General features: G+C 59.1%; 22 protein-coding genes. 8 read left to right on the top strand and 14 right to left on the bottom strand.

Annotated features, from left to right (window positions below; translation table 11 throughout):
- Positions 1-10: 10 nt before the first annotated feature.
- Both corA and SMD27_RS07655 read right to left on the bottom strand, forming a co-directional pair.
- Positions 11-985 (bottom strand): magnesium/cobalt transporter CorA, encoded by a 975-nt coding sequence (gene corA / locus SMD27_RS07660; RefSeq protein ID WP_320507780.1) that lies wholly within the window; start codon positions 983-985, stop codon positions 11-13.
- 130 nt (positions 986-1,115) lie between these two features.
- On the bottom strand, positions 1,116-2,441 hold the full coding sequence (locus tag SMD27_RS07655; RefSeq protein ID WP_320507779.1) for a FecR domain-containing protein: 1,326 nt from the start codon (positions 2,439-2,441) through the stop codon (positions 1,116-1,118).
- Positions 2,442-2,658: 217 nt separating this feature from the next.
- On the opposite strand from SMD27_RS07655, the gene SMD27_RS07650 reads away from it, so the two are divergent.
- A complete protein-coding gene (locus SMD27_RS07650) occupies positions 2,659-4,677 on the top strand; it encodes a CHASE2 domain-containing protein (RefSeq protein WP_320507778.1) in 2,019 nt (672 codons plus the stop codon).
- Between the two features lie 8 nt (positions 4,678-4,685).
- Here SMD27_RS07650 and SMD27_RS07645 read toward each other — a convergent pair whose 3' ends face one another.
- Both SMD27_RS07645 and SMD27_RS07640 read right to left on the bottom strand, forming a co-directional pair.
- Positions 4,686-5,291 (bottom strand): DJ-1/PfpI family protein, encoded by a 606-nt coding sequence (locus SMD27_RS07645; protein ID WP_320507777.1) that lies wholly within the window; start codon positions 5,289-5,291, stop codon positions 4,686-4,688.
- Positions 5,281-6,312, bottom strand: a complete 1,032-nt coding sequence (locus SMD27_RS07640; protein WP_320507776.1) for a GlxA family transcriptional regulator — start codon at positions 6,310-6,312, stop codon at positions 5,281-5,283. Before SMD27_RS07640 ends, SMD27_RS07645 begins: the two co-directional genes overlap by 11 nt.
- Positions 6,313-6,441: 129 nt before the next feature.
- On the opposite strand from SMD27_RS07640, the gene SMD27_RS07635 reads away from it, so the two are divergent.
- Entirely contained in the window at positions 6,442-7,134 is a 693-nt protein-coding gene (locus tag SMD27_RS07635) for a hypothetical protein (protein WP_320507775.1), read from the top strand.
- A 9-nt stretch (positions 7,135-7,143) separates the two neighbouring features.
- Here SMD27_RS07635 and SMD27_RS07630 read toward each other — a convergent pair whose 3' ends face one another.
- Both SMD27_RS07630 and SMD27_RS07625 read right to left on the bottom strand, forming a co-directional pair.
- Positions 7,144-7,977 carry a BKACE family enzyme gene (locus SMD27_RS07630; RefSeq protein WP_320507774.1) on the bottom strand — a complete coding sequence of 278 codons (834 nt, stop codon included), beginning with the start codon at positions 7,975-7,977 and terminating at the stop codon, positions 7,144-7,146.
- 35 nt (positions 7,978-8,012) lie between these two features.
- Positions 8,013-8,858 carry a squalene/phytoene synthase family protein gene (locus tag SMD27_RS07625; protein WP_320507773.1) on the bottom strand — a complete coding sequence of 282 codons (846 nt, stop codon included), beginning with the start codon at positions 8,856-8,858 and terminating at the stop codon, positions 8,013-8,015.
- A 388-nt stretch (positions 8,859-9,246) separates the two neighbouring features.
- Here SMD27_RS07625 and SMD27_RS07620 point away from each other — a divergent pair, with 388 nt between their 5' ends.
- A complete protein-coding gene (locus SMD27_RS07620) occupies positions 9,247-9,828 on the top strand; it encodes a superoxide dismutase (protein WP_320507772.1) in 582 nt (193 codons plus the stop codon).
- Between the two features lie 85 nt (positions 9,829-9,913).
- Here the strand turns inward: SMD27_RS07620 and SMD27_RS07615 are convergent, their stop codons facing one another.
- From SMD27_RS07615 to yajC, 4 genes are all read right to left on the bottom strand, one after another.
- A complete protein-coding gene (locus tag SMD27_RS07615; protein WP_320507771.1) occupies positions 9,914-10,297 on the bottom strand; it encodes an Mth938-like domain-containing protein in 384 nt (127 codons plus the stop codon).
- Between the two features lie 85 nt (positions 10,298-10,382).
- Positions 10,383-11,336, bottom strand: coding sequence for a protein translocase subunit SecF (gene secF / locus SMD27_RS07610; RefSeq protein WP_320507770.1), 954 nt, complete (start codon positions 11,334-11,336; stop codon positions 10,383-10,385).
- Positions 11,337-11,349: 13 nt separating this feature from the next.
- Positions 11,350-12,906: a protein translocase subunit SecD gene (secD, locus tag SMD27_RS07605; RefSeq protein WP_320507769.1), complete on the bottom strand. Its 1,557-nt coding sequence runs from the start codon at positions 12,904-12,906 to the stop codon at positions 11,350-11,352.
- Positions 12,907-12,963: 57 nt separating this feature from the next.
- Complete coding sequence (gene yajC, locus SMD27_RS07600; protein WP_320507768.1) at positions 12,964-13,305, bottom strand: preprotein translocase subunit YajC; 342 nt, start codon at positions 13,303-13,305, stop codon at positions 12,964-12,966.
- Between the two features lie 194 nt (positions 13,306-13,499).
- Between yajC and SMD27_RS07595 the strand changes: the two genes are divergently transcribed.
- Positions 13,500-14,177, top strand: a complete 678-nt coding sequence (locus tag SMD27_RS07595) for an exopolysaccharide biosynthesis protein (RefSeq protein ID WP_320507767.1) — start codon at positions 13,500-13,502, stop codon at positions 14,175-14,177.
- Here SMD27_RS07595 and SMD27_RS07590 read toward each other — a convergent pair.
- Positions 14,174-15,403, bottom strand: a complete 1,230-nt coding sequence (locus SMD27_RS07590) for a lytic murein transglycosylase (protein WP_320507766.1) — start codon at positions 15,401-15,403, stop codon at positions 14,174-14,176. The genes SMD27_RS07595 and SMD27_RS07590 overlap by 4 nt on opposite strands.
- A gap of 347 nt (positions 15,404-15,750) precedes the next feature.
- Between SMD27_RS07590 and SMD27_RS07585 the strand changes: the two genes are divergently transcribed.
- Complete coding sequence (locus SMD27_RS07585) at positions 15,751-16,647, top strand: DMT family transporter (protein WP_320507765.1); 897 nt, start codon at positions 15,751-15,753, stop codon at positions 16,645-16,647.
- Between the two features lie 172 nt (positions 16,648-16,819).
- On the top strand, positions 16,820-17,536 hold the full coding sequence (locus SMD27_RS07580) for a Crp/Fnr family transcriptional regulator (RefSeq protein ID WP_320507764.1): 717 nt from the start codon (positions 16,820-16,822) through the stop codon (positions 17,534-17,536).
- A 5-nt stretch (positions 17,537-17,541) separates the two neighbouring features.
- Here the strand turns inward: SMD27_RS07580 and pssA are convergent, their stop codons facing one another.
- Entirely contained in the window at positions 17,542-18,333 is a 792-nt protein-coding gene (pssA, locus tag SMD27_RS07575; RefSeq protein ID WP_320507763.1) for a CDP-diacylglycerol--serine O-phosphatidyltransferase, read from the bottom strand.
- Between the two features lie 43 nt (positions 18,334-18,376).
- The gene (locus tag SMD27_RS07570; RefSeq protein WP_320507762.1) at positions 18,377-19,069 is read right to left on the bottom strand and encodes a phosphatidylserine decarboxylase; all 693 of its coding nucleotides are present in this window, start codon (positions 19,067-19,069) and stop codon (positions 18,377-18,379) included.
- A 211-nt stretch (positions 19,070-19,280) separates the two neighbouring features.
- Between SMD27_RS07570 and SMD27_RS07565 the strand changes: the two genes are divergently transcribed.
- Entirely contained in the window at positions 19,281-19,775 is a 495-nt protein-coding gene (locus SMD27_RS07565; RefSeq protein ID WP_320507761.1) for a hypothetical protein, read from the top strand.
- 43 nt (positions 19,776-19,818) lie between these two features.
- On the opposite strand, the gene SMD27_RS07560 is transcribed toward SMD27_RS07565, so the two are convergent.
- The gene (locus SMD27_RS07560) at positions 19,819-20,925 is read right to left on the bottom strand and encodes an Ig-like domain-containing protein (RefSeq protein ID WP_320507760.1); all 1,107 of its coding nucleotides are present in this window, start codon (positions 20,923-20,925) and stop codon (positions 19,819-19,821) included.
- A gap of 195 nt (positions 20,926-21,120) precedes the next feature.
- On the opposite strand from SMD27_RS07560, the gene SMD27_RS07555 reads away from it, so the two are divergent.
- Entirely contained in the window at positions 21,121-21,705 is a 585-nt protein-coding gene (locus tag SMD27_RS07555; RefSeq protein ID WP_320507759.1) for an LOG family protein, read from the top strand.
- The last annotated feature ends 93 nt before the right edge of the window (positions 21,706-21,798 follow it).

Below are 21,798 nucleotides of genomic sequence, written 5' to 3'. Positions count from 1 at the left end.
GCCGCGCCGGCTACAACCAACCGGAGCGCTTGAAGCGCCAATACAAAGCGAGGCAGATCACGACGATAACCCCCAGCACGGTGAAATATCCGTAGCGCCAGGTCAGTTCAGGCATGTTGGTGAAGTTCATGCCGTAAATGCCAGCGATCGCCGTCGGGACCGCCAGCATGGCGGCCCAGGCAGCAAGCTTGCGCATGACCTCGTTCTGCCGCATCGAAACCATGAGCATCTTGGAATCAACGACCGATTTCACGGTTTCCCGCAGCGCCTCGATACGATCCATCAGGATGTTAGCATGGTCATAGATGTCGCGGAAATAAGGCTGCGTGTTTTTGTCCATCGCCGGCACATCAAAGCGGATGATCCGCTGACAAATATCCGGCAGTGGCGCCACCGCGTGGCGCATCGCCAGAAGATCGCGACGCAGAATGGAAATTTCCGACAAAATGTCCCGGTGCTGATCCCGGTTCTCGAAAATGGCGCCTTCCAGTTCTTCGACTTTTTCTTCGAGTGCGTCGATAACCGGGAAATAATTGTCGACGATAAAATCCATCAAGGCATAGAGAATGAAATCTTCGCCTTTCTTCAACTTGCCCGGGACGTTTTCGCAACGCTCGCGAACAGACCGATAACTGAGCGACTTTCCGTGCCGCACGGAGATCAGATACCCCCTCCCCACAAAAAAGCAGGTCTCTCCCAATGCGAGTTCGCCATCCAGCCACTGGCAGGTCTTCATCACCACGAAGACGGTATCACCATAAACTTCCAGTTTCGGCCGCTGATGGGCGCGATAAGCATCTTCGACAGCCAGTTCATGCAGGCCGAATTGCCGTTGCAATGGCGCCAACATCTCCTGGCTGGGCTCCAGGAGGCCGATCCAGATCAACTGACCGGCCAAGATCTTCATTTGCTCAAGATGATTGATGTCGAGGTCCCGAACCTTGCGGCCGTTTTCATAAACGGCGCAATTTACCACCGAATTCATGCTGCTACCCGCACAGAGCCCATTCCTGTTCGGGATACCGTAAGGCAACGGTTACCGCAAGCACCGGTCACGACCCACCAATCCCGGATAACCCGCAGATAGCTGTCGATGGGCGTCTCTGTAGCGGTTGCTAGCGTGGATTGCCGCCGGACGAGCCGCCTGACTTGCCGCCTCTCCCATCGGATCCATGCTTGCCGCCTGTGGAACCGTGCTGCCCGCCGGATCCATGCTTGCCACCCGATCCATGCTTGCCGCCTGCGGAACCGTGCTTCCCGCCCGGTCCATGCTTACCCCCAGTGGAGTCGTGCATTCCGCCTGCGGGACCATGCTTGCCGCCGGTGGAGCCGTGCATTCCGCCTGCGGGACCGTGCTTGCCGCCGGTGGAGCCGTGCATTCCGCCTGCGGGGCCATGCTTGCCGCCGGTGGAGCCGTGCATTCCGCCTGCGGGACCGTGCTTGCCGCCGGTGGAGCCGTGCATTCCGCCTGCGGGGCCATGCTTGCCGCCGGTGGAGCCGTGCATTCCCCCTGCGGGGCCATGCTTGCCGCCGGTGGAGCCGTGCATTCCGCCTGCGGGGCCATGCTTGCCGCCGGTGGAGCCGTGCATTCCCCCTGCGGGGCCGTGCTTCCCTCCAGCGGGACCATGCTTCCCGCCAGCGGGGCCGTGTTTCCCGCCATGGCTACCATTACCATTGCCATCCCCCGGGCTACCGCCCGTGTTGCCACCCGCATTACCGCCTGTGTTGCCGCCCGAATCACCACTCGGACTGCCGGGAGAAGCAGCATTTCCCGCGGTGGCGTCACCTCCACTTCGGCCGTTGCCCGCTTTACCCCGTTCTGCCGTGCTGCGCGCACGGTCGGTATCGGAGGGGCCGCCTCCCGCATGCGAGACGGAGGCATTGGCATTTGGTCCAGCAACGGTTCCGACCTGGCCGGCTGTCACATTCGCGCCAATACCTGTTCCGGTAGGTTGAAGAACGACGGCCCCTTCAATCACCTGGACCTTTGTCGCTCCGGTGGCGCTGACCGTCACCAGAATATCGGTGCCCCGGATCCCGATCGTTGCCGCCGGCGTTTGCAAGACCACGCCCTCGTCATGCTTCTCGCCTGAGACGAAACGGAAAACACCGGCACCGAGCTGCAATAATGCGTTACTGGTTTGCGATCCGGGATCGAAGACATATTGGCTGAGCACCACCTCGCTGCTTTCATCCAGGCGCATCTCCGATCCATCGATGAAGGTCAGTTTGACGGCCGAGCGAGGGAAGGTTTGAACATGCTCATTCTGGACGAGTTCATCTGACAAGCGCACCGGCACTTTGATCGCGCCCGGCGGCTCGCGCTCCGCACTGTTCACCACTTCATTCACGCTAGCGATCGGTTCGCCAGCAGCCTGTCGGGCGAATACGCAAAGCCAGATCGACACCAACGCAACAAGCAAGCGACATGTCGCGGACATCGCCAATACCTTTCGTATGACTTGTGTCGAAAGCCGGCGGTATCAGCGATGGGACTCGATTTGCGGCGCCAGGACTGAAATCAGGAATGGGAATAAATCTTCGGACGCGTCATTCGCGTGATGCCCGTCGGACAGTGTATACTCGAGACGAGGCGGAAAAAGCATCATCCGTTCGAGTGATGGCCGTCGGCAAGACATCCCATGCGAGAGACACAGCATGCATGTTTCCTTGCAGCGTGGCGTCCCTTTGATCGTGCTGCTTGGCTTGCTCGTGCTGCGCGCGGCGGATCCAGGGCCGTTAATCGATTTGCGGCTTCGCATTTTCGATCAACTCCAGCGCATGTTGCCGCGCAGTTATGTGGCAACACCGGTACGTGTCATCGATTTGGATGATGCAACCCTGCAGCAATATGGCCAATGGCCGTGGCCTCGTCACCTTGTGGCCAGGCTGGTGATGAAATTGCACGACGCGGGGGTCGCTGCCATCGCGTTCGACATGGTATTTGCGGAGCCTGATCGGACTTCGCCGCAGATCATGGGGAATAGCTGGGATCCGGAAAACCGGTTTCAGGACTTGCACAAGGCCCTCGCCGGCTTGCCCGATCCTGATTCCGCGCTCGCGCAAGTATTCGCGGAGGCGCCTGTCGTTAGCGGCTTCGTGTTGTCGACCAACAAAGGCGATCGTCTCCCGGCGCGCAAAGCCGGTTTCGCCTCTGTCGGAACCGACCCCCACCGTTTCGTTCTGAGCTACAGCGGCGCCGTGACAAATCTCCCGATCTTGGAAAAGGCGGCCAGTGGTAACGGCACCTTCAATGCACTGCCGGATTCCGATGGTGTCATCCGGCGATTGCCGCTGATCATGCAGCTGAAGGGCCAGTTTTTCCCAAGCCTGGCGGCCGAGGCCCTACGTGTCGCTCAACAGGCAACGACCTATCTGGTGAAAGCATCCGGCGCCCAGGGCGTCGCCGCAATCGGCCATTACGACGGTATAGACAGCATCCAAATCGGCGCTTTCCATGTTCCGACTGATCGCAACGGTCATATCTGGCTTTATGATACGGGTCATAAGGCGCAGCGTCTCATCCCCGCGTGGCAGGTTTTACGTGAGGAAGCACCCGATATCAGGGGAATGATCGTTTTCATCGGCACCAGCGCCCTCGGCCTGAAGGATCAGCGCGCAACCCCTCTCGAAGGCGCGGTATCGGGTGCCGAGCTTCATGCCCAGGCGCTCGAGCAGATTATCAGTGGAAGCTATTTGCGGCGTCCCTATTGGGCCGATCTCGTCGAGATCCTCCTGCTGTTCTTTCTCGGTTCAGCAATGATCTTTCTGCTGCCAAGGTTAGGTCCCATCGGTTGCGCCGTGGCCGGCGGTGTGGCCGCCACGCTCGGCGTCGGCTTGGCCGTGGTCGCTTTTACAAGGCTCGGCTGGTTGTTCGACCCGGTCTATCCGGCCCTCGGTTCATTGCTGGTGTATAGCAGCGGATCGCTCATGGGCTATATCAAGGCGGAATTGGAACGTCGTCGGGTAAGACAGGCCTTTTCCCGTTATCTGGCGCCTGCCATGGTTGCCCGACTGGCTGCGGATCCGAGCCGTTTGCAGCTTGGCGGCGAGATGCGGGAAACCACCGTGATGTTTTGCGACATCCGTGATTTCAGCTCCATTGCCGAGCGCCTCGATGCGACCGACTTGACGCGCCTGATCAACCTGTTCCTCACCGAAATGTCCGATGCCATACTGGCCCATGGTGGAACCATCGATAAATATATCGGCGATAGCGTCATGGCCTTCTGGAACGCCCCGCTTGACGATCCGCAGCACCGACAGAATGCCTGTCTGGCCGCCCTGGCAATGCGCTACCGCTTGAAACTGCTGAACGAAAAATTGCGAAACGGCGATGCCGACATAGGTAAGGATGCTCTAGCGGCGCTGCCCGAACTTCGCATCGGCATCGGCCTCAACTCCGGCATCAGCTGTGTTGGTAATCTGGGATCGGAGCAGCGCTTCAGCTATTCCGTCCTGGGCGATAACGTGAATATCGCCGCCCGCCTCGAAGGGCTGACCAAGACTTATGGCGTCGACATCATTTGCAGCGAAGCGACGCAATCCGGCTGCAAGGACTTCCGGTTCCGCGCGCTGGGCAACGCTCAGGTCAAGGGAAGAACGGGACAGGTTCAGATCTTTGCCTTGGAACCAGGAAGCGATGTCATTGCTGGCATTGATGCTGTCGCGCAATAGCCCCGCTTCTATCCGGGCTGCCGGACCCGCCAGTCATATTCCATCTCCCTGGCTGTCTGCTCCGCAAGGTCTACTCCGTAAATGCGGCTGACCAGATAAAGGGACATGTCGATGCCGGCGGAGATACCAGCCGAGGACAGGTATTTCCCATTGTCGACAAACCGTGCCTCGGTAAGAACCTCGATGCGTGGCGCGAATTCCCGCAAAAGCTCGATGGCACCCCAATGTGTCGTTGCACGAAGGCCATCGAGCAAACCCAAACGCCCCAACAGCAAGGCACCGGTACAGATGCTGGCGACAATCTCAGCTTCCATCGCCTGCCTTTGCAGCCATGCCAGCACCGCTTCGTCTCGCACGGCACGTCGGCTGCCTATTCCACCCGGTACCAGCAACACATCTGCTTGCGGCGACGAGGCGAAATCGTCATCCGGCACCACCTTGAGGCCGCCGACCGTGCAGAGCTGCGCCTTGTGATGCGCGACGGTCCTTACTCGAATTGACTGGAGCGCCGCGCATTGTGCCGCAACAGAGAAGACCTCGAAGGGACCGGCAAAATCCAGAACCTCGACATCGGGATAAAGCAGAAGCACGACGTTCTTCGTCTCAGCGGACATCGCCATTACCTCCCGAAAGCTGGAAATGGTCACGAAACTGGGTTGGCGTTACCGATAGATGCCGGACAAAGGTGCGCCTGAGCCGTTCGGCATTGCCGAAACCGAGCCGGTGCGCCACGTCATCGATTTGTGCATCACTCGATGCCAAGGCTTGTCGTGCCCCGTCCAACCGCGCTGCTGCGACGAAAGCCGCGGGTGTCATCCCGGTTTCCAAGGTGAAGCGCCGAGCAAAATGGCGTGGACTCATGGCGGCTTGGGCTGCGAGATCATCCACCGTCAGCGGCAAATGCAGATGCGCGAGGACCCATTCCTGTAGCGCCTTCATCTTGCCCGGTGTCGTGACCTGCGCCCGCAAGGCTGGGCTGAACTGGGCCTGGCCGCCGCTGCGCCGCATATACAGAACGAATTCCCGGGCCAGCTCATGGGCGAGATCGCCGCCGAGATCTTCTTCAATCAGCGCCAGAGCCAGATCCATGCCGGCGGAAATGCCCGCGGAGGAATAGAATTTGCCATCGCGAATGAAGAGCGGATCACGCTCGACTTTGATATCGGGATATTGCTCGGCCATCCGATCACAGCGATCCCAATGGGTTACCGCGCGCCGCCCTTTCAGAAGCCCGGCTTCAGCCAGCAAGAGCGCCCCGCTGCAAACCGACGCCACACGACGTGCCCTTGCCGCTTGTCGTTGCAGCCACGCGACGACCGTGCGATCAGGCAGCAGCATATCGATGCCCTTGCCGCCGGAGACCAGCAGGGTATCGATCCGGCTCACCCCGTCGGCAATGCTGAACCTCGCCACGAGCTCGATCCCGGCACTGCTGCGGACTGCTCCTGCGTGCTGAGCAAGCAGCGCGACATCGTAAGCGCGATATCCGGCCAGTTCATTTGCGGAAGCGAAAAGGGACATGGGCCCGGAAATGTCCAGCAGATGTGCATCCGGAAAGACGAACATGCGGATGACGCGCGGCACCTGCTTCCGCGGCGAAGATTGCCGGGCGCGATCCTTGCCGATATCGGGCATCACGGACCTCCAATCGATGAATGCCGCTTCATAATATCCGTAAGCCTTTTGGCAGCAATGCCGCGTGACCAGTATTTTCTGCCATTCGAGATCGTTTCTGGGATGTTTGTCTTATTCCGGCACCTTGCTATGATACGGCCCGATTGGGGGAAGGATTGGCGGCGCGGCATGAAGAACGCGGAACGCATCAACTTCTATAGCCAGGAGACGGCTTATCCGGCGGCAGCGTCGGACCGGTCGCCTGGGCCGATGGCGGAGAACCGGGCCGATACCGGTGCGGCCGAAACTGTGTTGCGCGATACCGCTTTCTTACGAGCACAATTAACTGCGATACTGTCGCGGCCCCTCGACGCCGATACCGAAAAGCGGGAATTGCAACGGCTTCTCCGAGAGATCGATACAGCACGCCAAACGCACTTCAATGTCACCGCCGTTAAAAGCAGCCCGCAGCGGCGACTGGCCGAACGACGGCGTTTGCGGCTAGCGCAACTGGCATCCCTCGCAGCCCTCTTGGTCGCGCTGATATCGGCGACGGCACTTTGGTGGGTCTATCGACAAGCGGAAAGCATGCTGGGCCGTCCCTTGACACCAGCCATCCTGCTCACCGCGACGGCCGAAGATCTCCGCGTCACCTTCCGGCCGGGAGCAACGACTGCCGATATCGCCGATCTGCTGCGCAGCTTGCAGCTCCGGGTGGTTGACGGTCCGGCCAGCGATGGCAGCTATGTCCTACGGCGAGAAGGCGGCGCCGACAGCGTGAGAGCCGCCAATGCCCTGCGCGATCGCCGGAGCCTGGTGCATAGCGTCGTTGCCGCCGACTAACCGGACCTTTTAAGCTGCCGCCGGAAGCGTGAGCAAACGGCGCGCTTCCGAGGCACTGGCGGGATGACGATCGTATTTGCCGCAGAGATCGGCCACGCGCTTGACCAGTTCTGCATTGCTCGCGGCAAGGCGCCCTTTTTCGAAATAGATATTGTCTTCCAAGCCCGTCCGCGCATGGCCGCCGCGTTTCAGCGCCCAGTGGTTGACCTCCAGTTGTCCGCGGCCGATACCCGCGGCTGTCCAGGTGGCGCCGGGCAGGACCTCCGCCAGTTCCTCGATCATGAAATCGAGCACCTTTTCCCGGGCCGGCAACGCATTTGGAATGCCCAGCACGAATTGCACATGAGCCGGGCCTTTGATCAAGCCGCGATCGAGCAAGCTACGGGTGTTGTAGAGCATTGCCAGATCGAACAGTTCACATTCCGGCTTAACGGCATTTTCCAGCATGGCTTTTGCCATGTCCTCCACCAATTGCGGGGGATTCTCATAAATGATGGTGGCGAAATTGACCGAACCCGTTGCCAGCGAACACATGTCCGGCTTGAGCGCGATGCAGGAGCCACGTTCCCCGGCATTGCGTCCCCGGCCACCGGTCGAATGCTGGATGATCATGTCGGGGCAGTGTTTACGAATTCCGGCCTGAACCTCGGCAAACAGCATCGCATTGGAAGTCGGTTTGCCATCTCCATCGCGCACGTGGATATGCACGAGCGCCGCACCCGCTTCATAAGCTGCATGAGTGCTTTCAATCTGCTCGGCGAGAGAAATCGGCACCGCGGCATTTTGCGCCTTGGTCGGCTGGCTGCCGGTGATGGCAACGGAAATGATCGCTGGCTTGCTCATACCCTGACTCTCCCCATACTTTTTTTATCGCCGCTCTATAGGCGGCCGATAAAGCGCGCCGCCAATAATCGCCAGATATCGGTCGGCGCATTGGCGATATTGCCGTAATCGAAAAGATCGTAGCCGCCGCCTTTCAAACGCTCAAGCTGAAGTGCTGCTAGACGGGCTACCAATAAAGCAGGCACAGCTTGGCGCGGCGGCGTCAGCGCCCTCAACTTCCCGAGATGACCGGCAGCGTGTTGCGCCAGATCGGTAATCGCCAGAGGCAGGGCGGCTTGCGGCTTAAGCTCCGTCAGCCGGTCCAGATCGACACCATGCCGTTCCAGGACATCGCGCGGGAGGAGCAGACGCCGTGATTGCGCATGGAATAAAGTCGCGCGGATCAATCCAGTCAAACCGTAGGCGATGCCAGCATGCCGGGCCATCTCCGTAACCCTCCCTTCGCCAACGTCGAGGCCCGATACCTGAAGCGACAGACGGATGAGATTACCGGCCGTGGCATCGAGATAGATTTCGGTCTCATCCATGGACATCGCCGCCGCCGGATCGATATCGTTCTCACGTGCCGAAATCATGGCCTCAAGCAAGTCGATTGGCAGGTGATGCTCGCGCACGATCTCGGCGAGAGGCGTCGAGACGGCATGGCGGCGCACCTGACCACCGCCGGCGATTTCGTCCAGCACATCGCGCCACCATTGTAGTCGAATGAGTCCGAGCATCTGCTCAGATACCGATTCGCTGACGCGGGCCAATTCCAGATTAAAGGCGGCCAGGATTGCGAAGGGTGTACGCAACGTGCTTGGCGCTGCCAGAATCGTCAGATAACGATCGCGATCCCACCGTCCGAGCTGTTCGAGGCAATATGTCGGATCGAGCGTCAAATTAGATATCCGATATTTACACATAATCTATGTTGTTGCTTGGACGCCGTCGCTGCTCTGAGCCTATTAACATGCGCCGGTCGGAAATCAGCGAAAATTCTGGCCGGGGTCACCGCAGCTGCTCCGTTCACATTTTCGTGAACAGTGAGCCGTCCCGGTGTTCACCGGTTGTCAGAGGAAGCGCCCGTGAATCGCCGTCCTCTCAGCAAGGAACATGAAGTTCATGTCGCGGCGCCGACCCACCGCGAATGTCATGTTGTCATCCGCCGAGACGCTCGCGCCGAGCAGCAATAACCTAGCTGAATTTAGGGATGAAACTGACAGCAGATGAGGCTAGGAATCACCCCGTCACGGAGAAAGACCTGCCAACAAAAAGAAAGGTACACCAATGACGACTCATACCCTCCCCGAGCTTCCTTACGCGCTGGATGCGCTGCAGCCGCATATCTCCAAGGAGACCCTGGAGTATCATTACGGCAAGCATCACCAGACCTATGTCACCAACCTCAACAATCTGATCAAGGGCACCGAATTCGAGAACGCCTCGCTCGAAGACACGATCAAGAAGTCTTCCGGCGGCATCTTCAATAATGCGGCCCAGGTCTGGAACCACACCTTCTATTGGCATTGCCTGTCGCCCAAGGGCGGCGGACAGCCGAGCGGCGCCCTGGCCGATGCGATCAACAAGAAGTGGGGGTCGTTCGATACCTTCAAGGCCGAGTTCACCAAAGTTGCCGTCGGCACCTTCGGTTCGGGTTGGGCCTGGCTGGTCAAGAAGTCTGACGGCTCGCTGGATTTCGCCAGCACCAGCAACGCCCAGACCCCGCTGACCACGGCGGACAAGCCGCTACTGACCTGCGATGTCTGGGAACATGCCTATTACATCGACTATCGCAATAAGCGGCCCGATTATGTCGGCGCGTTCTGGAATCTGGTCAATTGGGATTTCGTGGCGAAGAATTTCGCCTGATCTCGGCCTGAGCCGGTCAGCGAAACGGGGACCGATGGGTCCCCGTTTTGTTTTGCGCCGTCTGCTTTCGCCGGAAACCGATCGATCAGTCGACCGGCAACAATGCGGCGACGATCAGCCGACCTTCGGCCATCAAGACATTATAGGTCCGACAGGCGGCACCCGTATCCATCACTTCAGTGACGATTCCTGCCTGACGTAATGCTTGGCGCAGTGGCGCAGGTAACATCTGCGTGCGCGCACCGCTCCCCAGCAACAACAGCGATACTTCGCCCGACCGGCCGGCTTCGATGATGGCGGTGAAACTGTCGGCCGTCAGACTGGCGAAATCCGAGGCATCCCAAGCCAGGGTCCGCCCCGGGAATACCTGAACCGCCCCTTGATAGGCCTTGCCGGATACCTTGAAACCGCCATCGCCATAGGCTTCGACAATTTGCCGACCTTCGGGGATGAGGGGCGTCACATCCATGACAGCCTCCTTATGATTTAAGTGACCGCGCCGGACGCTTTGAAGGAAACGTCCAAAAGGAAAACCTCCCCGGACCTGATCCGTTTCATCCGCGCTTTACAGCACCTTCGTCAGGCTGCGGCGTGGCCTCCTCCTTCTCGCGGGCGGGACGAATCTTCATGTAAAGGAGCAATGGGGTGGCCACGCAGATCGTCGAATAGGTGCCGATGATGATCCCCCAAATCAGCGCAATGGAGAATCCGTGCAGGACCTCGCCGCCGAAAATATAGAGGGCGAGCACGGAGAGCAGCGTCAGGCCGCTGGTCACCGTCGTTCGGCTCAGCGTCGTGTTCAAAGCGAAATTGATCAATTCACCCAGCGGCATTTTCTTGTATCGCCGCAGGTCATAACGAATGCGGTCATAGATGACGACCGTGTCGTTGACCGAGTAGCCGGCGATGGTGAGCACCGCCGCAACGATCGTTAGATTGAATTCGATCCTCAGCAGGGAGAAGAGACCGATTGTTGTAATGACGTCGTGAAACAGGGCCAGTAGCGCGTTGACGCCGAACTGCCATTCATAGCGGAACCAGACATAGGCCATGATGCCGAGCATGGCCAGACCGAAGGCCCAGGCCGTTCCCGACTTCAGCTCATCGCCAAATTTCGGACCGACCGTTTCGGTCCGGCGATATTCCCAGCTCGTTCCAAGGGTGTCTTTGACCTTCTGCACGGCCGCCTGCTGCTGCGCCGGATCATTCACCTTCTGCAAGGGAATGCGGACGAGGACATCCTTGGCATCGCCGAATTGCTGCAGCGAGATTTCGCCGAGATCGAGATTGTTCAATTTCTCGCGCATATCCGCCAGATCCACAGCCTGCTGGCCGCGAACTTCCATCAGGATCCCGCCTTCGAAATCGATGCCGTAATTCAGCCCGCGGGTGAAGAACAGAACGATCGATGCGATGACCATGAGGACAGAAATCGCAAAGGTGATTTTGTGATAGCGCATGAAATCGATGCGCGTACCGGCCGGAACGATGTGAATCGGCTTGAACATGATCCGGGGCCTCTTACAACGGCAACTGTTTCGGCCGCGTGCGACGCAGCCAGATCGAAGTCATCAGGCGGGTTACCCAGACCGAGGTGAAGACGGAGGTAACGATGCCGATGATCAGCGTGATGGCAAAGCCCTTGATCGGGCCGGAGCCGAATTGGAACAGGAACAAGGTGGCAATCAGATGCGTGATATTGGCATCGAAAATGGTTGCCTGCGCCTCGCGGTAGCCGGTTTCCATCGCCGTGACTGGCGACCGGCCGTTGCGCATCTCCTCGCGGACACGTTCGAGGATTAGCACGTTCGCATCAACCGCCATGCCGAGGGTCAACACCATGCCGGCAATGCCGGGGAAAGTCAGCGTGGCGCCGAAAATCGACAGGATCGCGGTCATCAATACGGCGTTGAGGATCAATGCCACATTGGCAAACAATCCGAACAAGCCATAAAGAACCAGCATCGCAACCACAATCAGGACGACCGCCAGGATACAGGCGAGCTTGCCGGCCGCAATGGAATCGGCGCCGAGATCGGCGCCGACCGAACGCTCCTCCAGGACCGTTAAAGGTACCGGCAGGGCGCCGGCACGAAGCTGCAATGCCAGATCCTGCGCGCTTTGCGATGTAAAGTTGCCCGTGATGATCCCGCTGCCGCCCATGATCGCTGTCTGGATCACCGGCGCACTGATGATCTTGCCGTCAAGAACGATGGCAAAACGCTTGCCGACATTCTGCGAGGTTGCCTCGCCGAAGCGCCGGCCACCGATGGAGTCGAAGCTGAACGAGATCGCGGGGCGATTTCGATCGTCATAGCTCAACTGCGCATTGGTGAGGTTTTCGCCGGAAACCATGACGCGTTTCTGCAGCGGCAACCGCGCTTCACCATTCCCCTCGGCGGACGGGACCCATTCACTGGTCGGCGGCAATTGGCCGCTGACGGCCGCCGCTTCGTCAACCAGACGGAACGTCATCTTGGCGGTGGTGCCGATGATTTGTTTGAGATGCTGCGGATCTCTAACGCCGGGCAACTGCACGACAATACGGTCGTTACCTTGCCGGATGATGGTCGGTTCCTTGGTGCCGGTTTCGTCGATACGCTTCCGAATAACCTCGATGGAGCGGGTCACCGCATCGATCTGTTCGGCGCGCGCCGCGTCTTCGGAAAATCTGATTTCCACATTCCCGTCATCGCTGACCGTCAGGGCCAAAGTCCCTGCTGCCTTCTTCAATGCGGCCCGCGCCGCATCGAGGGAACCGGTATCGCGCAGCTTCAGCCGCACTGCACCGTCTTTCACGGCCAGATCGGTGTAGCCGATATTTGCGCCCCGCAACTGCGTCCGGACCTCGTCCATTACGCCGTTGAGCCGTTCGGCAATCAGGGCCTTGGTATCGACTTCATAGAGGAGATGCGAGCCGCCCTGCAGGTCGAGGCCGAGGCTGAATACCGTCCTCGGTACCCAGCCCGGCAAGCTTTCCAGTTTGTCGCGACTGATTAGATTCGGCGCGGCGAAAATAAAGCCAGCCAAAATGATGGCCAGGATCAGCGTGACCTTCCACTTCGCGAACTGCAACATACCCGCTTACCCTGTCGTCCCTTGTTCCGGCGCCGTATCGATCAGCTTCGCCGTATTTTATTTCTTTGTATCGGCAGTCTTGTTGACGACCTCGGTGATGGCCTGGCGCAGCACGCGCACGCGCACGCCATCGGCGATCTCGACTTTCACTTCGCTGTCATTGGTCACTTGGGTGACCACGCCGAGCAGGCCGCCGCTGGTGAGAACCTGGTCACCAGTTTTCAGCGCCTGAACAAGAGCGCGATGTTCCTTGGCCTTGCGCTGCTGGGGACGGATCAGCAGAAAATAGAACACCACGAAAATGAGCAGCATTGGGGCGAGCGAGCCCAGCGTACCCAACATATCGCCGCCCGCAGGTGCACCACCGGCCGCTTGCGCCCAAGCCTGAGAAATCCACATATATCCTGCCCCCTCGTTTCGGGTTGATTGTCTTCATATTGCCGCAAAATGCGGGAAAGTCGGGCGGACTATAGCGATCACCGCCCGAAAAGCAATGGTTCGCGGGGTATTCACCTGGGTACTCAAGGGGCGATTGCCAAGTCCCTGTTTTGCCTGATAAACCGGTTTTCCACAATTTCCAGCGGCGGCATGATTTGACAGATCCAAAACGGCTACCCGGCGATTCCACATCGCAACAGTCGCAGAGCCAGCCCAACGGGCGGCGTCTACGGATCACGCAGATCTTGCGGGAATTGTCGCAAGGCGATCCGAACGACACACTCAAGCTCGATGAGGTCAACCGGCGGCTAGGCAACCGCGCATTCGGCGTTGTCTTGCTGATCTTCAGTTTGCCGAACTGCCTGCCCTTGCCGGGCATTCCCGGGCTATCCTTCATCACCGGCTTGCCGGTGATTTTCTTCGCTGCCCAACTCGCTCTCGGATTGCGCGCACCCTATGTCCCCAGATGGTTGCGCGATAAAAATCTCAAGAAAGGACAGCTCGCCAAACTTGCTGCAATATCAGGCCGTTATCTTCATTGGATAGAGCGAGCACTGAAACCCAGATTGATCGCCTTGGTGACCGGCATTCCGGAGCGGCTGATCGGTGTCGTCTCCCTTTGTCTCGCCGTGCTGCTGTCGTTGCCGGTACCGATGGGCAATCTGCTGCCCGGCATCGCCCTCGCCGTTCTCGCTTTAGCGATCGGCGGCCGCGATGGGGTATTTGCCATTTTCGGCTACATACTTTCGGTCGCTGCGGTCGCCTGGGTGATGTTCCTGTTCTGGGGCGGTCTGGAGATCTTTAACCGCCTTTGGCGCATGGTCGCCGCTTAGCTGATCGTACGGCGGCGTAGCTCCATCAGCAGGGACTTGGTGATGAAGCCGTCTTGCGGCCAACCAATCTGCTTCTGGAATTGACGGGCCGCCTTGCGTGATTTCAGCCCAAGTACACCATCGGAAGCACCGATATCATAACCGAGTTGGCGAAGCCGCTCCTGCACCTCGATCCGCTCATCCAGATTGAGCCTTGGCTCGTTGACCGGCCAGGCCGCAACAATGCCGCTGCCGCCCTTGATCTGATCGCCGAGATAGGCAACGGACAAGGCATAGCTGGTCGAGTAGTTGTATTTGAGGAGCGCCCGGAAGCTATCAGTGATCAGGAAGGCGGGGCCCTTATATCCGGCGAGCAGGAGGATCGAGGTGTTGCCAGACAGATTCGGCAGCGCCGTTCCGTCAATGCGGCGGACGCCCAATGATTGCCAATGGCTGATCGGCCTTTGCTGATCCAACTCCGCCTCGCCATAGGGGAACCCCGGCGGCAGCTTCACTTCAAAGCCCCAAGGCACGCCCGGCTGCCAGCCATCCCGCCTGAGCATATTCGCCGTGGAGGCGAAGACATCCGGCATGGAGGTCCAGAGATCCGGCGCGCCAGTACCATCGCGATCGACCGCCACCGAGACGTAATTGGTGGGCAAGAACTGGCTGTGGCCCATAGCGCCGGCCCAGGAACCAATCATGCGATTAGGCGCGATATGGCCTGCATCGACGATATCCAGCGCCGCCAGCAACTCCTTGCAGGCGAATGGCGCACGATTGGCACGATAGCCTAGATTGGACAGGGCCTCGAAAACGTTCACGTCGCCGAAATTATTGCCGAAGTCGGTCTCGATCCCCCAGATCCCCATCAGGACACTGTCAGGCACACCGTAATCGCGCTGAACGGCTGCGAGAATGGCTGCGTTCTCGGCATATTTCTGCTGGCCTTTGGCGATACGGCTGGGTGAAACCGCCTTGCTCATATAGGTCCAGACCGGCGTCACGAATTCTGGCTGCTTGCCGGCGCTCGCGCTGATCGATGGATTTTCCCTGACCGTGGCGAAAGCCGTTTGGATCATGTCAGGCCGCTTGCCCTGATGCTGTGCATAAGACTGGAAACGGGCAACCCAGTCGCCATAGCTCGCAGCCTCGGTCGGACACGTCGTCTGGTCCAGCATGTGGAAGTCTTCGGCTGGTCCGGGAGGAGCCGGCATAGCTGGCACCGTGGCCTGAGCACCCGTCATTGATGAGGGCGCCTCGGGCGTACCCGCGCACCCCGCCAACATCATCAAGCTGAAAGGCACCCACAAATGCCGCCGCGTCATATCCACCTATTCCTGCGAATCGTGTGTGATTGCGCGACAGCATAGGGTGAGAGCTCCGTTTTGTCATGGTGGCCCGCGCCCATGTTGTCATGCCTCACCGCCATGTGTGCGTGGAACGCGGTGATGGACCGGGCACCGCCATGCACGGAAAGCCGAACGATCATGCGTCTCGCCTCCCTGCTCAGGCCGCATTTCCTTGCTCTATCCTGTCGGCCTCATCCAGCCCTCGGATAATCGGAAGAATGAATGGCGGAGAGCGGGAGGCAATGATCGATCCAAATTCTGCAGCCATTCATCGCCAGGGATCCCTGCTGGTCGCGGCAGCTGCCTTGTGCTGGAGCACCGGCGGATTGATCGCCCGTTTCATCACCGCTGATTCCTGGACCCAGGTTTGCTGGCGCGGCGGTTTCTCCGCAGCAGCACTGCTGATTTTTCTGCTATGGCGCGAAGGTCGAAATATTGGCACAGTGATCCGCACGCAAGGCCTGCCGGGCCTCGCCGTCGCGCTTTGCTTCAGTGCCGCCTCGATCTGTTTCATCATCGCACTGCGCCATACAACCGTCGCCACCATTCTGGTGATCCAAAGCACGGCGCCGCTGATTGCCGGCATCATTGCCTGGCTCTGGATGCGCGAAACGATCTCCGTTGTGAAGGCAATGGCCATGCTGCTTGCCCTTGGCGGTGTTAGCGTGATGGTCTCGCGGCACGACATGGCTGCGGATCCATCCGGTTTACTGCTCTCCGCCGTTATTGCCTTCTCGCTCGCCATCGCCACGGTCATTACCCGCCGTTTCCAGCATATCCGGATGACACCGGCCTGTTGCCTCTCCGGCGTGATCATGGCTGTTGTCGGCGCCGTTCTGGGCGCGCCACTGGAAACCGATAGTGCAAATATCGCCCTGCTCTTCTTATTCGGCGCCGGTCAATTGGCGGTCGGCCTGATCTGCTTTTCCTTCGGGGCGCGGCTGATTCCTGCCAGCGAAGCCGCCCTTATCGGCTTGCTGGAATGTATCTTGGGGCCGGTCTGGGTTTTTCTGTTCCTCGGCGAGAATCCTGGGATTCATGCGGTTATCGGCGGCTTGATGGTGCTGGGTGCCGTGGCCTGGAATACAATTGCGGAATCGCGTCGCGTTCAGCGGGTGGTGCCAAAACCGGTTAACTGATGGCCAAAAGTTAAGATTCATCTGGGCGACGGCCCTCGAACGCAAGGATCTGTCCCAAGCACTCGAACTTCCTATCCCGCTATGCTATGAAAACCAACCCCAGGCCGGCCAGCCTATATCTCGGACCGGTGAAAGGGGTCAAAGCCAATAGAATGCCGGGGACAGATCGTCGATGAACAGCAACGCTGCTGAAAAAAGCTTGCGCGGCTTCTCGCTGCTGCGGTGCCTAAGCGATGAGGAAATCAAATCGGTCTCAAGCCGCTGCCGTTGGCGAACTTATAATCGTGGCGAAACCATCCTGGATAAGGACAGCACCAGCCGCGACGTCTTTTTCATCCTGCGCGGCGCGGTAGCCATCGTCAGTTTTTCCGGCGCCGGGCGCGAGGTCACTCTGGCGACACGCAAGGCCGGTGATTTCTTCGGCGAGCTGGCGGCGATCGACGAAAAACCCCGGTCGGCCAGCGCGACTGCGGTGGAAAAGTCCGAGATCGCCATCATGGCGCCGGACATTTTTACCGATCTGGTGCGGGATCGTGCCGATGTCGGTTTCATGCTGTTGCAACGCCTGGCCGATGTCATTCGCACCAGCGGTTTGCGCATCATGGAACTCTCGACCTTGCAGGCCGCTCAGCGCGTCTATGCCGAATTGCTACGCATGGCACAGCCGGATGTCGCCGTTCCGGGTCTCTGGGTGGTGCGGCCGCTCCCGCCGATGCATGAGATTGCCAGCCTCACCAGCACGACACGCGAAACCGTCAATCGCGCCATCAGCCAACTTTATCCATCAGGCCTGCTCAAGCGGAAGGGACGCAACCTGTTCCTGATGGATCGCGGCAAGCTCGAAGAAATCGTCCAGAGCCTGCAGGCGCATCACAACGGTCGCAAATAACTCGATTACAGGTGATCGATGTCCTCGGTATCCAAGACGGGCGGCGTCGCGAGCGGACGTTGGCGTTGCAATCGTTGATACTGACGATAAGAGAACGGGATCGAAGCCAGATAGGCCAGTCCGCTGAAAAGCAGCGTTTTCCAAGTCTCCGATGCCAGCAGCGCGATAAAGATCGTCACCGACAGCATGGCCGGCAAGACCCAGGCCTGGGTCACTTTCAGCCGTTTGAAGGAGAAGGTGGGCAAGCGGCTGACCATCAAGCCGGCGACGCCGACCATGGTCACTCCGACAATGAAGGGATGATTGAAAAAACCGGGACCATATTCCAGATACCCGACCAGCGGCATCAACGCCAAAGCTGCGCCCGCCGGCGCCGGCACGCCGGTAAAAAAGCGCGACGTCCAGGCCGGCAGATCGGTATTGTCGAGCTTGGTGTTGAAACGCGCGAGGCGTAGCGCAGTGCATGCACTGAAGACAAGAACCAAACCCCAACCGATACGTCCTGACTGATCGAGCGCCCAGAGATAGAGGATCATTGCCGGCGCCACGCCGAAGCTGATGAAATCGGAAAGCGAATCCAGCTCAGCACCGAATTTGCTCGTACTGTCCAAAAGCCGCGCGATGCGACCGTCCAACGCGTCGAAAATCGCCGCCACCAGGATCGCGACAACGGCCAGTTCCCATTTCGCGACCAGAGCAAACCTGATGCTGGTCAAGCCCGCGCAAAGCGCCATCAGGGTTAGCATGTTGGGAATCAGGCGGTTGATCGAATGATCGCGCAAACGGGTTCGCCGCATGGCTAACGCCCTCCTCGAAGACTGCTTTCTGTTTCTGACGTCGTTATCGCATTTCACCGAGGCGCGCCGCCTCGTCGGAGCGGATATCCGCCAGTACCGTCTCGCCGCCCGTCGTCAACTGACCGACAGCGACCAGAGGCTGCACGCCATCAGGCAGATAGACATCAACCCGACTGCCGAAACGAATGATACCGAATCTCTCACCTGCCCGCACGGTCTTTCCTGCCATGAGATCGCACTTGATGCGGCGCGCAACGAGCCCGGCAATTTGCACCACACAGAAATTCAAGCCATCGGCCGTCCGCAGATGAATAGACTGGCGCTCGTTGTATTCGCTCGCTTTATCCAAAGCAGCGTTGAAAAATTTGCCGGGTCGATACGCTAAAGCGATCACTTCGGCATCGATCGGCGAGCGGTTCACATGCACATTGAAGACGTTCATGAAGATGCTGATGCGCGTCAGCGGCCGCTGATCCAGCCCAATTTCCGACGGCGGGATCGCCGGCTGAATCATCTGCACCACGCCATCGGCCGGCGCGATCACCAGCCCAGTTCGGCTTGGCGTAACCCGGGCCGGGTCGCGAAAAAAGAAGATGCACCACACCGTCAACACAAGCCCGATCAGACCCAATGGTTCGGCGAGCCACCAAAGCAAGGCAGTGGCAACCGCGAAAATTGCGATGAACGGCCAACCTTCGCGATGAATCGGCGTCAGGACGGTTTTGAGTACGGTCAAGTTACCCTCTGTCTGTCATCTGGCAGCGTTAACTGGCGTGTAAGGCAAAAATTGCAAAAACCGCCGTCAAACCCTTGATCTGCCATAGATCGTCTTCAGGGTCACGTGCTTTGTGGCACGCATATTGCGACATATCGGTGCAGCTGGGTTTTACACATCCTTAATCGCAGATCGTTAAGATGCTGCGACTTTTGCAGGAATTTCGCTCTCTATGAAGACGAAGGTCTCCTTTCCTCCCATGACCCCAAATAGCCTGGACCATATACATTTCGCCCAGGACGGTTCGGTTCGCATCGGCCGTTCCGGAAAACCGATTGAATTTTCTTTCATTTATCAGGGGTTATGCTTCAATGCTGGCACGCGCATGGTGGAAGGAGGCGCCATCTTGCAAGTCGCCGCGGATATCGGACCGGACCCTTATACGGTGGAAGGCATCACGCTTCGAAAGAGCGTCCATGCAGTCATTGAAGCGACTCAGCAGCTTATTTGCAGCCGCTTGATCGTCTCTCGCCAGAGACGGATCTTCTGCATCGGCAAAGCTTCCGTCGCCTCGCCGACCGCTCCTGTGGAGTTGTTGAGCGGCGCCATCGAAATCGTCCTCGAGATCAAGCCATATCTCGATATGCTTGCGGAGGTTCTGCCTCACTGGCCTCGCGCTACGACACCCACAAACGGCTATTCCGGGCTGCACGCCACATCGGCCTGACTTTGCGCATCAGTTCCGGCAGGAATTTCCTGGCACAATTAGCCTAGTTGGTGCCCTCACCGCTCGGCGCCATTGCATCCCCACCCTGCCCGTTTTCTTCCGATTTGGGCATGACGAAGACTTGGCCAGGATAGATCAGATCGGGATTGCGTATCTGGGTCTTGTTCGCTTCGTAGATAACGGTATAGCGCAAGCCGCTGCCATAACTCTGGCGTGCCAGACGCCACAGGCTGTTACCGGGCTGAATGACCACCTTGCCATTGCTGGCAGCCAAAGCAGTCGGCGCTTGTTCGAAGGGCAGTTCGACACGGGACACCACCTTGCCAGCCGGATCGACCTGATCGATGCGCAGATGGTGCAGGCCGGGTGAGATTGGCGAGGCCGGCAGATAAGACCAATTCCCGTTATCATCGACGGTAATTTGCCCCAGCAAGCCGTTATCGAGATAGAGATTGAGGGTCGACTTGGGCTTGCCCGTACCGGCCAGGATCGCGCGCCCAGCCTGATCGTAATCAACAGTCGCGAGAGAGAGCGTATCCTCTTTTGCCTTGCCGCCCGGCATGTTCAGAACTCGCGTGGGGCCGGTTCCGGATCTTGGAACCTCGATCGCCAAAGCGCCTGCCGGTGCCTGTGTCGGTCGCCCGGCGATATCCTTGGCCGGGGCCGGCTGCAGGATGATCACGGCATGGTCGGATTCCTTAGCCGGCGCCTCTCCCGCCTGGGCGCGCAAAGTAAGGCTGTGCTGGCCTGGTGACATCGCGCTGTCCGGCAGCAGGACCCATTCGCCCTTCCCGTCGGCCGTTGCCGTCCCGATGACATTGCCATTATCCAGGAGCGTCACCTCAGCGCCCGGTGCTGCCCGGCCGGCCACGACCGTATCCCCATTGGGATTGACACGCACGACATCGAAACTCGGCATCACCGCCGCTGGCGCCTGTGTTGGCTTGGCCGCGGTTTGCGTCTGTCCCGGCTGACTGGTGCCGGTGGTCCCGGACGGGCTATTGCCAGCGGCCAAATCCGAATTCGCCGTGGTCTGCTGGGCTGGCGGGACGTTATCGTCGTTGTCGGACTCATAGACGACATAGACCAGAACCAATCCTGCGGCGATTGCCACCGCAGCTACCGTCCCGATCAAGGCCAGGCGTGCCATTCACTTTCCTCACAATATAGTCGGTGGGCGAGTCGCACCGCCGGGTAACAACGTTAATCCCCGCGTCCGGCCCTGACAACTGCCCCGGCGCCTAAGGCCCACTGCGGGCGGCGAGTGATCTGGGCCAAGAACCATTGACGGCCCCCGGTATTAGGTTAGGGTCGGCGGCTAGAATAATGCGGGAACAAATACAGAATGGCTGTGATCAAATCGATTTGCGTCTATTGCGGGTCTTCCTTCGGCGCTTCCCCACGTTATGCGGTTATCGCCGACGAGCTTGGTCGGGAGATGGGGCGCCGGGGCATGCGGCTGGTCTATGGCGGCGGCCGGGTCGGCCTGATGGGTAAAGTGGCCGATGCGGTTCTGAAAGCCGGCGGACAAGTCACCGGTATCATTCCCAAGCATCTGGAGGATGCCGAAGTCGGCCATCAGGGCCTCACCGAACTGAAGATCGTCGACAGCATGCATACCCGCAAACGCATGATGTTCGATCAATCCGATGCCTTCGTCATCCTGCCGGGCGGTGCCGGCACGCTGGATGAGACCTTCGAGATCATCACTTGGCGGCAGTTAAAATTACATGACAAACCTGTCGTGATCCTGAATGTCGACGGCTATTGGGACAAACTGATCGGGCTGTTCGATCATGTCATCGATAATGGCTTCGCCCGTCCATCCGTGCGCCAGCTCTTTTCCGTCGTGAATGGAGTTGGACGCTTGTTCGATCTGCTGGCCCAGCAACCGGAGACGGCCGACACAGATTATCCCGAGCGGATGTAGCTGAGCGTCCGGAAATCCGTCGGCCTGGAAATCCGTTATTGGCGAATGCTAAACTCCGTTACCCATCCTTAAACTTAATTCAAAACCGTTTGA

The organism is Dongia soli, from assembly GCF_034044715.1.
GTDB lineage: Bacteria > Pseudomonadota > Alphaproteobacteria > Dongiales > Dongiaceae > Dongia_B > Dongia_B soli.
The sequence above is the reverse complement of the archived record's forward strand: the minus strand, read 5'-3'. Positions and strand labels throughout refer to the sequence as shown.

What these genes read in the sequence shown, in the direction of transcription:
- SMD27_RS07630 (WP_320507774.1), bottom strand. Translation starts at nt 7,977, where the DNA reads ATGAGCAAGCCAGCGATCATTTCCGTTGCCATCACCGGCAGCCAGCCG.
- secD (WP_320507769.1), bottom strand. Translation starts at nt 12,906, where the DNA reads ATGTTGCAGTTCGCGAAGTGGAAGGTCACGCTGATCCTGGCCATCATT.
- SMD27_RS07640 (WP_320507776.1), bottom strand. Translation starts at nt 6,312, where the DNA reads ATGCCCGATATCGGCAAGGATCGCGCCCGGCAATCTTCGCCGCGGAAG.
- SMD27_RS07590 (WP_320507766.1), bottom strand. Translation starts at nt 15,403, where the DNA reads ATGACGGGTGCTCAGGCCACGGTGCCAGCTATGCCGGCTCCTCCCGGA.
- yajC (WP_320507768.1), bottom strand. Translation starts at nt 13,305, where the DNA reads ATGTGGATTTCTCAGGCTTGGGCGCAAGCGGCCGGTGGTGCACCTGCG.
- SMD27_RS07585 (WP_320507765.1), top strand. Translation starts at nt 15,751, where the DNA reads ATGATCGATCCAAATTCTGCAGCCATTCATCGCCAGGGATCCCTGCTG.
- SMD27_RS07655 (WP_320507779.1), bottom strand. Translation starts at nt 2,441, where the DNA reads ATGTCCGCGACATGTCGCTTGCTTGTTGCGTTGGTGTCGATCTGGCTT.
- SMD27_RS07645 (WP_320507777.1), bottom strand. Translation starts at nt 5,291, where the DNA reads ATGTCCGCTGAGACGAAGAACGTCGTGCTTCTGCTTTATCCCGATGTC.
- SMD27_RS07635 (WP_320507775.1), top strand. Translation starts at nt 6,442, where the DNA reads ATGATACGGCCCGATTGGGGGAAGGATTGGCGGCGCGGCATGAAGAAC.
- SMD27_RS07615 (WP_320507771.1), bottom strand. Translation starts at nt 10,297, where the DNA reads ATGGATGTGACGCCCCTCATCCCCGAAGGTCGGCAAATTGTCGAAGCC.
- SMD27_RS07650 (WP_320507778.1), top strand. Translation starts at nt 2,659, where the DNA reads ATGCATGTTTCCTTGCAGCGTGGCGTCCCTTTGATCGTGCTGCTTGGC.
- pssA (WP_320507763.1), bottom strand. Translation starts at nt 18,333, where the DNA reads ATGCGGCGAACCCGTTTGCGCGATCATTCGATCAACCGCCTGATTCCC.
- secF (WP_320507770.1), bottom strand. Translation starts at nt 11,336, where the DNA reads ATGTTCAAGCCGATTCACATCGTTCCGGCCGGTACGCGCATCGATTTC.
- SMD27_RS07560 (WP_320507760.1), bottom strand. Translation starts at nt 20,925, where the DNA reads ATGGCACGCCTGGCCTTGATCGGGACGGTAGCTGCGGTGGCAATCGCC.
- SMD27_RS07620 (WP_320507772.1), top strand. Translation starts at nt 9,247, where the DNA reads ATGACGACTCATACCCTCCCCGAGCTTCCTTACGCGCTGGATGCGCTG.
- SMD27_RS07580 (WP_320507764.1), top strand. Translation starts at nt 16,820, where the DNA reads ATGAACAGCAACGCTGCTGAAAAAAGCTTGCGCGGCTTCTCGCTGCTG.
- SMD27_RS07565 (WP_320507761.1), top strand. Translation starts at nt 19,281, where the DNA reads ATGAAGACGAAGGTCTCCTTTCCTCCCATGACCCCAAATAGCCTGGAC.
- SMD27_RS07555 (WP_320507759.1), top strand. Translation starts at nt 21,121, where the DNA reads ATGGCTGTGATCAAATCGATTTGCGTCTATTGCGGGTCTTCCTTCGGC.
- corA (WP_320507780.1), bottom strand. Translation starts at nt 985, where the DNA reads ATGAATTCGGTGGTAAATTGCGCCGTTTATGAAAACGGCCGCAAGGTT.